The organism is Planktothrix sp. PCC 11201 (assembly GCF_900009135.1).
Classification (GTDB): Bacteria; Cyanobacteriota; Cyanobacteriia; order Cyanobacteriales; family Microcoleaceae; genus Planktothrix.
This window is the reverse complement of record NZ_LT797688.1, coordinates 139,630-153,249: the sequence shown is the minus strand read 5'-3', so window position 1 is coordinate 153,249 and position 13,620 is coordinate 139,630. Positions and strand designations below refer to the sequence as shown.

The 13,620-nt window shown below is 41.4% G+C and carries 12 protein-coding genes; 5 read left to right on the top strand and 7 right to left on the bottom strand.

Going from position 1 to position 13,620, the window contains the following annotated elements; genetic code table 11:
• The first annotated feature begins 467 nt into the window (after positions 1–467).
• The 4 genes from PL11201_RS01625 to psbD all read left to right on the top strand — a co-directional run bounded on the left by PL11201_RS01625 (position 468) and on the right by psbD (position 3,777).
• Positions 468–1,292, top strand: coding sequence for an SDR family NAD(P)-dependent oxidoreductase (locus tag PL11201_RS01625; RefSeq protein WP_079676912.1), 825 nt, complete (start codon positions 468–470; stop codon positions 1,290–1,292).
• 209 nt (positions 1,293–1,501) lie between these two features.
• Positions 1,502–2,023 carry a photosystem I assembly protein Ycf3 gene (locus PL11201_RS01620; RefSeq protein WP_079676911.1) on the top strand — a complete coding sequence of 174 codons (522 nt, stop codon included), beginning with the start codon at positions 1,502–1,504 and terminating at the stop codon, positions 2,021–2,023.
• Positions 2,024–2,077: 54 nt separating this feature from the next.
• Complete coding sequence (gene gatC, locus PL11201_RS01615; RefSeq protein WP_079676910.1) at positions 2,078–2,371, top strand: Asp-tRNA(Asn)/Glu-tRNA(Gln) amidotransferase subunit GatC; 294 nt, start codon at positions 2,078–2,080, stop codon at positions 2,369–2,371.
• Between the two features lie 347 nt (positions 2,372–2,718).
• Positions 2,719–3,777, top strand: a complete 1,059-nt coding sequence (gene psbD / locus PL11201_RS01610) for a photosystem II D2 protein (photosystem q(a) protein) (RefSeq protein ID WP_079676909.1) — start codon at positions 2,719–2,721, stop codon at positions 3,775–3,777.
• A 125-nt stretch (positions 3,778–3,902) separates the two neighbouring features.
• On the opposite strand, the gene PL11201_RS01605 is transcribed toward psbD, so the two are convergent.
• Together PL11201_RS01605 and PL11201_RS01600 are read right to left on the bottom strand one after the other, a co-directional pair.
• A complete protein-coding gene (locus tag PL11201_RS01605; RefSeq protein ID WP_079676908.1) occupies positions 3,903–4,439 on the bottom strand; it encodes a DUF1499 domain-containing protein in 537 nt (178 codons plus the stop codon).
• A gap of 45 nt (positions 4,440–4,484) precedes the next feature.
• Complete coding sequence (locus PL11201_RS01600) at positions 4,485–6,107, bottom strand: MBL fold metallo-hydrolase (RefSeq protein ID WP_234996590.1); 1,623 nt, start codon at positions 6,105–6,107, stop codon at positions 4,485–4,487.
• A gap of 110 nt (positions 6,108–6,217) precedes the next feature.
• Here PL11201_RS01600 and PL11201_RS01595 point away from each other — a divergent pair, with 110 nt between their 5' ends.
• The gene (locus PL11201_RS01595; protein WP_079676907.1) at positions 6,218–6,772 is read left to right on the top strand and encodes a phycobiliprotein lyase; all 555 of its coding nucleotides are present in this window, start codon (positions 6,218–6,220) and stop codon (positions 6,770–6,772) included.
• Positions 6,773–6,890: 118 nt separating this feature from the next.
• On the opposite strand, the gene PL11201_RS01590 is transcribed toward PL11201_RS01595, so the two are convergent.
• From PL11201_RS01590 to sbcC, 5 genes are all read right to left on the bottom strand, one after another.
• Positions 6,891–7,910, bottom strand: coding sequence for a hypothetical protein (locus PL11201_RS01590; RefSeq protein ID WP_079676906.1), 1,020 nt, complete (start codon positions 7,908–7,910; stop codon positions 6,891–6,893).
• An 8-nt stretch (positions 7,911–7,918) separates the two neighbouring features.
• On the bottom strand, positions 7,919–8,563 hold the full coding sequence (locus tag PL11201_RS01585; RefSeq protein WP_079676905.1) for a calcium-binding protein: 645 nt from the start codon (positions 8,561–8,563) through the stop codon (positions 7,919–7,921).
• A gap of 27 nt (positions 8,564–8,590) precedes the next feature.
• The gene (puuE, locus tag PL11201_RS01580; protein WP_079676904.1) at positions 8,591–9,517 is read right to left on the bottom strand and encodes an allantoinase PuuE; all 927 of its coding nucleotides are present in this window, start codon (positions 9,515–9,517) and stop codon (positions 8,591–8,593) included.
• A gap of 32 nt (positions 9,518–9,549) precedes the next feature.
• Positions 9,550–10,257 (bottom strand): Uma2 family endonuclease, encoded by a 708-nt coding sequence (locus PL11201_RS01575; RefSeq protein WP_079676903.1) that lies wholly within the window; start codon positions 10,255–10,257, stop codon positions 9,550–9,552.
• 227 nt (positions 10,258–10,484) lie between these two features.
• Positions 10,485–13,595 (bottom strand): exonuclease subunit SbcC, encoded by a 3,111-nt coding sequence (gene sbcC, locus PL11201_RS01570; RefSeq protein WP_079676902.1) that lies wholly within the window; start codon positions 13,593–13,595, stop codon positions 10,485–10,487.
• Between the last annotated feature and the right edge of the window lie 25 nt (positions 13,596–13,620).

The following is a 13,620-nucleotide window of genomic DNA, read 5'->3' as shown; positions in this document are numbered from 1 at the left end:
AGGGGGAGTAGGGGAGGTAGGGGGAGTAGGAGGAGTAGGGGAGCAAACTATTGCCTATTGCCTATTCCCCGTTCCCTATTCCCTATTGTTAAGAAATATTACGACAAATTTATTAAAAAATGTTGCAACTTGTTGATCGACTTGCTAGATTGTGCATAGAGGGTCTTTCCATGAACGCTCGTATTGAGGAGACAGTTGAGCCATGCTTGAAATCAATGTTGCTCTGTTAACCAGGAATTAAGGAAAAAAGATAGCCTGGTCTGTTGTCTAATCATGACCCATTAGTAATCTCTACAATCATGACACCAAATTTTTAGCATTCCCAGATTTTTTACACGCTGCATAGAGGAATATCGGTGCGCATAAAAGGATGTCAGGGTCGCTTGGGATGAAAAAATCCCGACTCAAACGGGTGGGTGAACCCCGCCCCGTCGCACCGAATTCCTCCTCAACAGGAGGTTTTTGCAATGAACATTCAAGGAAAAACAGCCCTAATTACTGGGGCTTCTCGTGGAATTGGCCGGGCAATTGCCTTAGAATTTGCCAAAAATGGAGTTAAACGTCTGATTCTAGTGGCACGCGATCGTCAACGACTGGCAGAATTAGCCACAGAAATAGAGCCGATGGGCGTAGAGGTGATTACCTTAGCCCTGGACTTAACCCAATCGGTTCAAGTTCATATTGCGATCGCCCAGGCTTGGCGTTCTCACGGGCCAATTGAAATTCTGATTAATTGTGCAGGTGTTGCCCACCAAAAGCCGTTTTTAGAATCCAAACTCCCAGATGTTCAGGAGGAAATCTCCTTGAATTTAATCGGGTTGTATACCATTACTCACGTTATCGCTCGACGCATGGCCACCCGCCAATCGGGAACCATTATTAATGTATCGAGTTTGATGGGCAAAATTGCCGCCCCTACGATGTCCACCTATTCGGCGACTAAATTCGCGATTTTGGGGTTTACAGAGGCGCTGCGCCAAGAATTAGCCCCCTACAATATTCGGGTTATGGCTCTATTGCCCACCTTAACGGACACGGATATGACCCGGGACTTGCAATTATTCCGTTGGGTCGTCCCCATGACCCCCGAACAAGTCGCTAAGGTGTTAGTGGCTGGGATCGATAAAGATGCCTCGGAAATCTTGGTCGGATGGCAAAGCCATTTAGCCGTTTGGTGCAACCGTTTTGCCCCCTGGTTGATGGAGAAGATTATGGTATTAGCCTCTCCAGTGACCCACAAAATCCGCAAATCCTATCCTGTTTTCCACAAAGCTAACGCAACATTGCATTAGTTTGGGTTAACGGTTGACCCTTAACCTTTGACCGTTAACGGATTCCCCGTAGAGACGTGCCATGGCGCGTCTCTACATTTAATTAATGGTACAGACACTGATAACTGATGACCGATAACTGATTAAGGTAAGATTAGGCGATAGGCTGTTGCTGGAACTTCCCTAAAATTATGGAGTTTCCCGCCTTAAACTTTGGAGATTAAAATTTTATGCCCAGATCACAACGTAACGATAACTTTATTGATAAAACCTTTACGGTTATGGCAGATATGATTCTGAAGGTGCTGCCTACCAATAAAAAAGCTAAGGAAGCATTTGCCTATTATCGGGATGGAATGTCAGCCCAGGCGGACGGAGAATATGCAGAAGCCTTAGAAAACTACCAGGAAGCCTTAACCTTAGAGGAAGATCCCTATGATCGGAGTTTTGTCCTTTATAATATGGGCTTAATTCATGCCAGCAATGGAGAACATGAAGAAGCGTTGGAATATTATCAACAAGCGATCGAGTTAAATCCCCGAATGCCCCAGGCTTTGAATAATATTGCGGTGATTTACCATTATCAGGGGGAAAAAGCCAAGGAAGCGGGAGACGAAGACACCGCAGAAGAAGAATTTAAGCAAGCGGCGGAATATTGGATTAGGGCAATTCGTTTAGCCCCGAATAACTATATTGAAGCCCAAAATTGGCTGAAAGTTACCGGAAGAAGCAAAATCGATATCTATTTTTAACTAAACTTTTCAATCAATCACCGGTTTGCTAACCTACCTTAAGCTCGATTTAACATGACTATTGATCGTGAACAAGTCTCTAAAGTTGCTTTTTTGGCTCGACTGGAGCTAACACCCCAGGAAGAAGAACAATTTACGACTCAACTGGGTGAAATTTTAGATTATTTTGAGCAATTAAACGAACTCGATACATCCCAGGTAGCTCCCATGACCCGGGCTATTGAGTTGAGTAATATTACTCGACCTGATCAGTTAGAATCCTATCCCCAACGAGATGATATTCTGGCGAACGCCCCGGAACAGGAAGGAGACTATTTCAAAGTCCCCAAAATTATCGCCGAGGACTGACCAACCGCCCAAACTGCCTGAATTGAAGTCTTTTTCCACCTATTCCCCATTCCCCATTCCCTGTTCCCTGCTATATCAAAAATAACAGCCCTCCTGATGGGATCGGAGATTTAACCCTGTTTTTGTCGGTCAGAAACAGGGTTTTGGGTTGTTGTGGGATTTTTTTTGAATTCTGGTGGCTGGGGAGTTGATCAACTGAAGATTTACCTCTATAATGTCAACAGACGTAAAGAAACATTAACGGTACTCATAAAATTTCTCAGATTCTGCTATAGCAGATGAGAGATGCTTAACATGAGTCCTAATCCCTTTACGACTTGTAATTATATATTCGGAGATTTTTGTCCATGACTATTGCAGTCGAAAGACCGCAGGTTGAGAGAGGCACCTTTGACATCCTCGACGACTGGCTCAAACGCGATCGCTTCGTCTTCGTGGGTTGGTCAGGAGTTCTGCTGTTCCCCTGTGCTTATCTAGCTCTCGGTGGCTGGTTAACTGGAACAACCTTTGTGACTTCCTGGTACACCCACGGTTTAGCAAGCTCTTATTTAGAAGGCTGCAATTTCATCACCGCCGCCGTCAGTAGCCCCGCCAACAGCTTGGGACATTCCCTGCTGTTCCTCTGGGGGCCGGAAGCTCAGTGGGATTTCACTCGCTGGTGTCAACTGGGCGGTTTATGGGCTTTTATTGCCCTCCACGGTGCTTTTGCCCTGATCGGCTTTTGTCTGCGTCAGTTGGAAATTGCCCGTTTAGTCGGTATTCGTCCCTATAACGCCATTGCCTTTACTGGGCCGATTGCGGTGTTCGTCAGTGTATTTCTGATGTACCCCTTGGGTCAGTCTAGTTGGTTCTTTGGCCCTAGCTTTGGGGTAGCTGGAATCTTCCGGTTTATTCTGTTCCTGCAAGGCTTCCATAACTGGACGCTGAACCCCTTCCACATGATGGGAGTGGCGGGAATCTTGGGTGGTGCGCTGTTGTGCGCTATTCACGGAGCGACGGTGGAAAATACTCTGTTTGAAGATGGAGACAAAGCCAATACGTTCCGGGCTTTTGAACCAACTCAAGCGGAAGAAACCTATTCGATGGTGACCGCCAACCGCTTCTGGTCACAAATTTTCGGGATTGCTTTTTCCAACAAACGCTGGTTACACTTCTTCATGTTGTTTGTGCCCGTCACGGGCTTGTGGATGAGTTCCATCGGGATTGTGGGTTTAGCACTGAACCTACGGGCTTATGATTTCGTCTCCCAGGAATTACGGGCGGCGGAAGATCCTGAATTTGAAACGTTCTATACCAAGAACATTCTGTTAAATGAAGGTCTGCGGGCTTGGATGGCTCCTGCGGATCAACCCCACGAAAACTTTATTTTCCCTGAAGAAGTGCTACCTCGCGGTAATGCTCTGTAATTAGAGAGTCTAATTATTCAGGACATTCTTAAAAACATCTGATTAATTTTAAAATCTCCTACAATTTTTGTAGGGGATTTTGTTTTTTTGAGGATTAATGGTTTAAGAAAGCCCTGAAGGGCTTACTACAATTGAAATTTGGCTCGGATATCTTCAATTCGTTTCCGATTTACTCCTAAATCTGATTCCCCTAAACGAGAGGCAGAACGCACTTGAATTAAATCCTCTTTTTCGTCTAAATAAAATTCCACATCATCCACAAATCCCATCAAATCTGAAGTAAATTCGGCGTAAATATAATTTGTTTCAGCCGTAATAACTTTGGCATTTTCAGTATTTTCAAGAATTGTTTTAAGCTTTTCAAAGGCTTTTTTAGCAGTATCTTGATAGGTAAACGGTTCAATTTGATGTTGGGCATCTAGGCTTTGACTGGAAACACAATTGGGAGAAGTGGGACAGGGGGCAAATTTTTCTTGTTTAATGCCGAGGTTTGTGGGTCGATTTCCAGAAAAAGAAAATATACTAGCTATGATTGGAGACACAGAAGTAGTATTAGCCAAAGCTGAAGGCACTAATCCTAATAGACTGCTAACAAATATAATCGCCGTTAACAATATAGAAAAACCGGAAATTTGACCGATAGACAAGACTGATTTTTTCATGGGAAATATTAAGAACTTAATCTATTTTAAACTTAATTTAACCGATTAAATCCTTTCGATGGATTCAAACATTGGGCAGTAACCATCGGAGGTGACTTTGAAGCTATAAAGAGCCGAGGATTGATTCCAACAGCGTTGTCCCCGATAGTATTGGCAATTCCCACAACAATCGAGATCTCGGGGAATGGGGCGATCGCTGCCTTGACTCAGGAACTCCCGTTGGGAAATCCCCCGCAATACTAATTCTTCCCCTTGCCATCGGGCTTCTACTAACCCCGTATCGGCAAAACCTAACCAGCGCGGATCGGTGGTTAACCCTGGGGGAAGGGTAATGTGAATTTGAGTTTCAAACTCGGCAATCTCCCCCTCATACTCAATTTCAGCCAGGGGCGGCTGGATGAAGGTTTCTCCAATGGGTAACTCGACAAGGGTTCCGGGGTTGGGGGTATGGAGTTGATAGCGGTTTCTGAGTTCTTCTAAATTGGTCAAATCCCCTAAATAGGTGGGAGATCCGTGAACAAAAATAATATGTTGGGGTCGCAGGTTATGAATCAGTTGGGTTGTCCCAGGGCCGTCACAATGTTCCGAGATGAAATAGGTTTCAACCTTTGGTATACAGGGACTAAAGCCCGTTTCTTCCGATTCGGGAGTCAGAATAATATCGAGGGTTTGGCCGGGTTTTTGGGGTAAAAATAACATCCAAGGCAGGATGGAATCGGCCCAATAGGAATTCCAATCGGCAGATTCATCGGTGAGAACAATACAGGGCGTTTGACCGAGTTGGGAGCGGTGTTCCGGGGTGAGTCGTCGGACTCTGGGGCGAATCCGGTCATCCCAAAATAGGGGCTGATGTTGGGCAAAATTCTGAACGCTGGCGGGGAAATGGGGCAGGAGTTGCAGGTAAATATCACATCCGGTGGCGACACTGCCGTCAACCCAAATATCGAGATCTCGCCCGGTAAAATAATGGTGACTGCGAAGCAACATCAACAATTCTTGTCCTAACCCCAAAGTTGGTGTCGGCAGGAGGAGGCAATATTGGGCTTCTATTGCCCGATATAAGCGTTCTGCTAGTTGGTTTTCCAGTTGACGACGATGGGGATGGCGCGCCGTTCCATAACTGCCTTCTAGGATTAAAACGTCGGGTTTGAGTCCGCGCAACTCCCCCAGGGGTAAGCCTTCGACTAGGCGAGAATTGGAGAGAAAAAAATCTCCGGTGTAAATTAGTTTATAGTTGCGTTCGGGTGTTACATAATTGATTAAAATTACCGCCGCCCCGGGTAAATGACCCGCCGGAAACAAGGTAACACTGAGTCCTGGCTGGATTTCAACGGGAGAATCCCAGGGTAAGGGGTGACATAGGGGGATATGGGGATCGGGTTCCCAGTCTGGCCAGTTGAGGACTAACAGTTGGGTTGTAACCTGACTCCCATAGATGGGAATTTCTGGAAATGCCTGATGAAAGGCGAGTAAACCTTGAGCATGATCCGCATGGGCATGGGAACAGAGAACCAAGTCGGCCAGGGGTTGATCTGAGGATGCTAATAGGGGTGAAATGTCCTGAATACCACAATCTAATAGAATGCGATGAGATCCTATCCGCACCAACAGACAGACACCTTCCCCTGCATGGCCGACGCTATAGGCTAAACATTCCGGGTCAATCACAGGAGTTCATCAACAGGATAATTTAGTTTAGATCTTAGAATCACTAGGGATTTTTGCTAAAAAATGTTAAAAACTGTTGCAAAGATGATTTAAGAGGAGTGATATTCATTATGTCGATTGGACAATTCCAGGAGTTTTTCGATCATTGTGTGGGTCAATGGATCACAGAACGTACCTATCATTATCTAAGTTATCGGGAAGTTGAGCGATCGCATACCGAATTTGTGATTCATCCCCTAGACAATGGGGCTAAAGCCAAAGTCTTAGAAGATAATCACCGTTTATCAACAAATTTAGAATTACAGACTCTCCCCGGATATCGACTGGCGTTTCAAACGGTTTCAGAAAAAGGGGATGAGGTTTCCCAGGAATTAAATATTCTTTTTGTCCCTAAAAAATTAGATTTCCCGATTATTGAAGGAGATTATCTGCGGGACAAAGCCTATGAGGAAGCGAAACCGATGGTCTCTCATTTTCGCTACCATACGGAAACCCGGGAATTGTTAATGAAAACGACCTACACCAGTGTTGTTTCGGTCGATTCGATTACTTTAATTAATCCAAAGTTAAGAATTCGTCGGATTATTAATTATCAACGACCGATAGATGATCACCCCTTAGAAACCGTATTATTAGTGGGTTTTGGAGTTGAACAAAAACAATGATTTTTAGTTGTAGGGGCGGGTTCATCGAGATTTAGGTAATTAACAAAGATATCACAGAACCCGCCCCTACCAGTTATCAGTGTAAGAGTTGATTTATTGACTGATTCCTATTCCATATTTAATCTATTTTGAAATCTGTGCCCCGATAACAACCTTGAAAGGCGGTAATTTCAAGTCCTGTTTTTTGTTGAAGTTGATTAATCAGAGTGGAAGAAACACTATTCCATTGATAGGGAAAATTTCCTAAAGTTTGACGGGTTCCTTCTTGACTATACTCCTCAATTGGAATTCCCGAAACCCCGATAATATTTTGATCATAATATCCATTTAAAATTATTTTTTCAATTATAACCCCGGGCTTAATATCCAGTTTCCAGGTGACGGGTTCATAGGATGATAAAGCTAATATTATGGGTTGATTCTGACGGTTAATGTTAACGGAAATTGTACCCGGAGAACGTTGATTTCCACTATGATTAGGATCGGCTTCATAGACTCCAATTAAATGTAGTTCTTTTGACTGGGATGTTTTAATCACATAATGGTTAAAATCATCAGATCCTCCGACTCCACAGGTTTGATTTCCAGCTACAATTGGTTGAGAAGGGGGAGTTAATCTTAATTGCTGTTCGACTTTAGGAATTAGGGAAGATACGGTTTTTAAGCCTAATATAGTGACAAAAATAACACCAACAGTTAAGGGAACCCATTTTAATAGATTTAACAGTAAAGGATTATGGGTGATTTGATTCCATTGATATTTAATATTAGAAAACGACTGATTCTGATTCTCTAAACAAGCAAGTAAATTCAGACTATCGGGTTGTTCTAATAAATTTTGAATCAGTTTTCCCTCTGCGATATAAAGGTTACGGTTTTTTCGATCTAAAAGTAACCCATATTGCTGATTCGGGTCAGGGAAATACTGTTGTAAACTGGAACTAATATTGGGATGTTGTAATAAAATTTGCCAAGATAAAGCCGAAGTTGTTCCTAAATTTTGACCATCGGTAAAGAATGCTTGTTCAATATCAGATTCCCAATACCAAGCTACCCATCGATTGTTAGAATGATAGCCTAGGGATTTTTCCAGTTGGGGATGAATATTAATATTAAGGGGGTATATCTGTTGAGACATGGTTAAATTTAAGATAGGATATTAAAATCGTTGCTATTTAAGCTATTCGCAGAAACGTCAATTAATGTGGCTAATATTTCGTTACTACTGGTAACACGAATTAGGGTATTATTCAGATCAGAAACTAAAGTTAATTGGGCAAAGGTTAACCCTCCAGTTAAACTAATTATATCTTCACTTTGGGTAAAGTCATTGATAGTATCGCTTCCTGAATTATTCGCTAGGATAAAGCGATCGCGTCCAGACCCTCCAATTAAAGTATCATTATCCTTATCTCCATATAACCAGTCATCCCCATCATTTCCTCGCAGAATATCTGTTCCTTGACCGCCAAATAAGGTATCATTTCCCCCATCTCCGGTTAGGTCATCACTATCTAAATTTCCAAATAGTAAATCATCTCCAATTCGACCATCTAAAACATCATTATTTTGCCCTCCATAAAGGGTATCATTGCCTTCATTTCCGACAACTGCATCATTACCCAGATTTCCATTTAACCAATCATTACCTAAATTTCCCGATAAAAAATCATTCCCAGAAAGTCCTAATATTAAGTCATTTTCTACCCCTCCTAATATGGTATCATTGTTATCGGTTCCCAATAAAAACACAAAGGTATTATTATCGAGAGTAACAGTTGTGTCTGTCATAATATTTTTTAAGTTAAAATTGATTAATCATTGACCGTCGTTTTCGGGTATGGGTCTATTATACTCATACCAATGATTAGCAATATCAACCCGACGACAGATCCAAACGTGATCATGATTTTGAATATAATCTAAAAATCGAGCCAATGCCGCCGCCCGTCCGGGTCTACCTACTAAACGACAATGTAACCCAATACTCATCATTTTAGGTGCGGTTTCTCCCTCTGAATATAACAAATCAAAGGCATCTTTTAAATAGGTAAAAAATTGATCACCACAGTTAAACCCTTGATTGGTAGCAAATCGCATATCATTATTATCAAGGGTATAGGGAATCACTAAATGGGGCTTTCCATAATCATAAATCCAATAGGGTAAATCATCGGCATAACTATCAGCATCATACAAAAATCCTCCAGCTTCTACGACTAATTTGCGGGTATGGGGACTGGTGCGTCCGGTATACCAACCCAGGGGAGAATTTCCGGTAACTTTGGTATGAATGGCGATCGCTTTTTGTAGATGTTCCCGCTCCATTTCTTCATCAAAATATTTATAATCAATCCAGCGATAACCATGACTAGCAATTTCCCAGTCCGCCTCTAACATGGCTGCAACGGCTTCTGGGTTGCGTTCTAAGGCCATGGCAATTCCATAAACGGTCACGGGGATATGACGTTGGGTAAACAGCCGATACAGCCGCCAAAACCCCGCTCTGCTGCCATATTCATAAATCGATTCCATGTTTAAATGGCGCAGTCCATGAAAGGGTTCAGCCCCAATAATTTCTGATAAAAAAGCTTCGGAAGATTGATCGCCATGTAGAACACAATTCTCGCCGCCTTCTTCATAATTAATCACAAATTGTACCGCAATTCGGGCTTGATTCGGCCATTTTGGATCGGGGGTATGGCGACCATAACCGATCATATTTCGGGGATAATATTCAGACATCCGATCAATTTTCTCCAAGCCATTCAGTTTAATTAAACTTCGGGTTCAATACCTGCTGCTCGTAATTGTGCAGCTAATCTTTCCGCCCGTTGATGTTCAATTTCTGCTAATTCAAATCCCCATAATAATAGGCTTTCGCTTTCATCCCACCATCGCAACCAATATCCGGTTCTGTTTTCTCGAGTTCCTTGCCAAACTCCTAAATATAAGTTCATTTCGGGGATAAAATAACGGCTATTAGCATTAGCAGTTTGTAACTGATATTCTCCATTTTCATTTAAAACGTAGACTTCTAAAATGCCCTGCTGTGGCTCAAAAATTACATAATACTTGACTTGCAAAATCGTTTGATAGAAAAACCATTTCCCCGGAGGATAGGTTGATTTAATCGAATATTCTCCGCCTTCGGTATCAGACAGAAATTCTATGACTAAAAGCGGAATATCCCCTTGTAATTGCGGGGTATAACTGCGTTGAATATCGGTTCTGGGAACTCGAATTTCTGGAATAAATGCCCAGTCTGGGGCTTTAATGACTATTTTGTCATTAACCGTTGCACAAATTCCATAATTGGTTGGAGTTAAACTATTAGGGGGGAGTTTTCCCGCATTTTGTAAACTATCTGTTAAGGCGGCGGCTAATGCAGGTTGATTAATATTATCCACAGGATCATCCGGTAAAATAAAATCATCGGGAAGGGGTTCCCAGGTTATTTTGAAACTGGCGATTGAGGTTGCCATTGTTCTTAAAAAATAAGCTATATACTGATATTTTAATTATTATTTTGATGATTGTCAAGTTTCTAATGTAATTTTATAACTTGATAATAAACTAGGTTTATGAGTTGCTCTATGCAATTTAAACAGACCTAATAATCGTAAGTTTGTTGTTGAGCTTTAGCGCTTTCTGGAGGGGCTAAAGCCCAACAACGAACAACAACTAATGTTTAATTTATCGTTGGGACATCTTAAATTGAGAGGTAAATTTGAGAACCTTGGCTAGTTTTATGAACTTCAATTCTAGCTTGAAAAGCTTCTTTTAAACTAGGAATATGGGTGACGGTGAGAATACAAGCAAAATCAGACGCGATCGCATTAATCGCCGCAATTAACCGATCGCAACCTTCAGCATCTTGAGTTCCAAAGCCCTCATCAATAATTAACATTTGTAGAGAAGTTCCAGCCCGTTGTGCTAATAGTTTAGCTAGGGCTAACCGAATGGCAAAATTAATTCTAAAGGCTTCCCCCCCGGAATAGGTTTCATAAGAACGAGTTCCCCGCGCATCTGCTATTAAAATTTCTAAGGTTTCAATCATTTTAGGAGTATTTTTTGAGGATTTACCCCCGCGCCCGCTAGTGCGTTGGGTGACAAATTGCACATGGAGTTGATTAGCAGATAATCGAGATAAAATTTGATTCGTTTCTGCTTCTAATTGGGGCAAAATATTCTCAATCATCAGGGCTTGAATCCCATTTTTACCAAAGGCTTTTCCTAATTCATCATAAACCCGATATTGACGGCGGGTGGTGTCTAATTGGGTTTTGAGTTCCGTTTGTTGAGTATTTAACTGATCGAGTTGGGTTTGTTGTTGTTGTAAACTGCCAAATTGCCCTAAATAATAATCTAATTTTAGTCGTTGTTGTTGAATTAATTGATCTAATTGTTTTAGGGCTTCCGTGGGGTCGGGGGTATCTTTGAGTTGCTGTTGTAAGAGTTCAATTTGTTCTTGAATGGCTTGTAAATTTTTAACCCGTTCTTGGGTGATGGTTTCTAACTCTTGAAGGCGTTGTTGCAGGATGGGATATTGTTGTTTGGCTTGGTTGAGTTGTTCGGTTCTAGTTAACCAAATTTGAGCTTGACGCAGTTCTGCACGAATACGATTATGCTCCTCTACATTATAACCCATTTGGCTAATTTTCTGCTCTAAAGCAATAATTTTTTGTTGTATTTCAGAGTTATTTTTTTGTTCGGTTAAGGTTTGGGTTAAGGTTTGAATTTTGGTTTCTAATTCTGGTTTTTGAGTCTGGATTTTCGTTGATTTATCCTGAGCATCTCGAATTTGACTATATTTAATTTCCGCCCAACGCCAGCGTTTTTCCTCATTCCTAGCTAACGCATGGCTTTGTTCATTATAATTTAGTTGGCTTAATTTCTGTTCTAAATCCTGTAATTCTGCATATAAATCCGTCGCATAGTCACCTGTCTCTAAAATTGTTTGAACGGCTTTTTCTTCTAATATTAATTGTTGTAATTGTTGTTCATCTTGATCTAAAGATTCTAACTGAGCTTGAATTTTTCCCCGTTGTTCTCGCAATTCTTGATAGGGTAATAAATCCTCTTGAATTTGTCGATATTCCTCCTGTAATATTTTAAGTTCTCGATCAGCAACGACTAACTGTTCATGGATTACCCAAATTTGATTTCTGAATTCCTGTTGCTGGTTTTGTTGTTTAGAAATCACTAAATTCCAGTGATGTTCGTCTAGGGGGCGATCGCATAATGGACAGGGGGGAAATTGCGATCGCAATAACGGTAATTCTTCAGTTTCGAGTGCTTCAGATTCCGATTTTGATAACAGTTGAATTTTCTGATCCAGTTCCCCTAATTTTTCTTCATAATCCCGTTTAACGGTATTCAAGCGGTCAATAAAACTATGGCGTTCTTGTCCTTTTTCCCTGACTCTGAGTTGATACACTTTCTTCTTATCTAGTTCAACAATTTGATTGGCAATGGTTTGGGATTGTTGTTCTAATTGGGGGCGATGATGGTTGAGAGTCCGTTGCAATTTTCCTACGGAGGTTTTTAATTCCTCTAACCGAGCTTGTTGACGAGATTGAGCGCGATCTAACTCCGTTTGTAGCCGTTGACGATGTTGTAAAATTGGAGTAACTTCTAATTGCAATTGATCAAACTGAGTTAAACGATTTCGAGCGGCTTGTAACTGTTCTAATCCTGTCTCAATATCGGATTTTTGGCTTAAAATTTGGGAGTAGTCTTGTTCCTGTTGGGTTAAGGCTTCTAAACGAGCTTGTAGCCCCTGAATTTGCTGTTGTAGGGTGTTGAGATGTTGGCGTTGTTGTTCTTGTAAGTGTTGGCGTTGTTGTTGGGAATCTTGATAGATTTTGAATTGAACGGATAGGGTTTCTTCTGTAGTTTGTAGGGTTTGAAAATGGGTATATCCGGTTTGAATTTCCGTTTCTTGTTTTAATACTGCTTCTAATTTTTGACTTTGCTGTTGAGTTGTAGTTAATTCCTGTTGTAATCTGCGATAATCTTGAGCAAAGGTTTGATGCTGTTGTTGTTGTCCAGTTAATAATTTTTCCCAAGCTTGACGATGATGTTGTTGGGCTTGTAGTTGTTGATAGTGATCTCGGTCTTGGGCTTGTTTTTCCTGAAGCTGATCAATGGTATTTTGGAGTTGAATTATTTCCTGTTCCAGTTGACTTTTTTGGTCAATTTGGACTTGATTATTGGTTAAGGTTTGTTCTAGGATTTCGGCTTGGGATTTATAACTTTTGGCTAAATCTTTAGCTTGATCCGATAAGCCATCATATTGATCTAGTTTTAATAAATTCGCCAGAATTTCTTTCCGTTCGGCGGGACGTTTGATCATGAATTCGTCCGCTTTTCCCTGACGCAAATAGGCGGAATTAGTAAAGGTATCATAATCTAGTTTTAAGTAGTCTATAATTTTCTGTTGAGTGACAGTTATTCCCTTTTCTGTGAGGGTGCGAAACTTAATTTGATCTAAATCTTCAATTTCTTGTAAAACGGTGGTTGCTACTTGAAATTCTAAGGCTCCTGATTGACCACGGCGACGGTTACGAATTACCCGATATAAGTTTCCCTGACTAATAAATATAAAATCAACCTGGGTTTCTAATTCCCCCATATAGATAATATCATCCTTTGATTCTGCCCGACTTTCCCCCCAAATTGCCCAAGCCATTGCTTCTAATAAAGATGATTTTCCCGACCCGTTGGAACCGCAAATACAGGCGGTATGTAATCCACTAAAATCTAGGGTGGCTTCTCGATAACTGAGGAAATTTTTTAGGGTCAGTTTTTGCGGAATCATAGGTTTTCACAACTGGAAATAGGGA

Bases quoted from the DNA above. Each gene is read 5' to 3' on its own strand.
- PL11201_RS01620 (WP_079676911.1), top strand. From the start codon at position 1,502: ATGCCCAGATCACAACGTAACGATAACTTTATTGATAAAACCTTTACG.
- PL11201_RS01590 (WP_079676906.1), bottom strand. From the start codon at position 7,910: ATGTCTCAACAGATATACCCCCTTAATATTAATATTCATCCCCAACTG.
- PL11201_RS01605 (WP_079676908.1), bottom strand. From the start codon at position 4,439: ATGAAAAAATCAGTCTTGTCTATCGGTCAAATTTCCGGTTTTTCTATA.
- psbD (WP_079676909.1), top strand. From the start codon at position 2,719: ATGACTATTGCAGTCGAAAGACCGCAGGTTGAGAGAGGCACCTTTGAC.
- puuE (WP_079676904.1), bottom strand. From the start codon at position 9,517: ATGTCTGAATATTATCCCCGAAATATGATCGGTTATGGTCGCCATACC.
- PL11201_RS01625 (WP_079676912.1), top strand. From the start codon at position 468: ATGAACATTCAAGGAAAAACAGCCCTAATTACTGGGGCTTCTCGTGGA.
- PL11201_RS01575 (WP_079676903.1), bottom strand. From the start codon at position 10,257: ATGGCAACCTCAATCGCCAGTTTCAAAATAACCTGGGAACCCCTTCCC.
- PL11201_RS01595 (WP_079676907.1), top strand. From the start codon at position 6,218: ATGTCGATTGGACAATTCCAGGAGTTTTTCGATCATTGTGTGGGTCAA.
- gatC (WP_079676910.1), top strand. From the start codon at position 2,078: ATGACTATTGATCGTGAACAAGTCTCTAAAGTTGCTTTTTTGGCTCGA.
- sbcC (WP_079676902.1), bottom strand. From the start codon at position 13,595: ATGATTCCGCAAAAACTGACCCTAAAAAATTTCCTCAGTTATCGAGAA.
- PL11201_RS01585 (WP_079676905.1), bottom strand. From the start codon at position 8,563: ATGACAGACACAACTGTTACTCTCGATAATAATACCTTTGTGTTTTTA.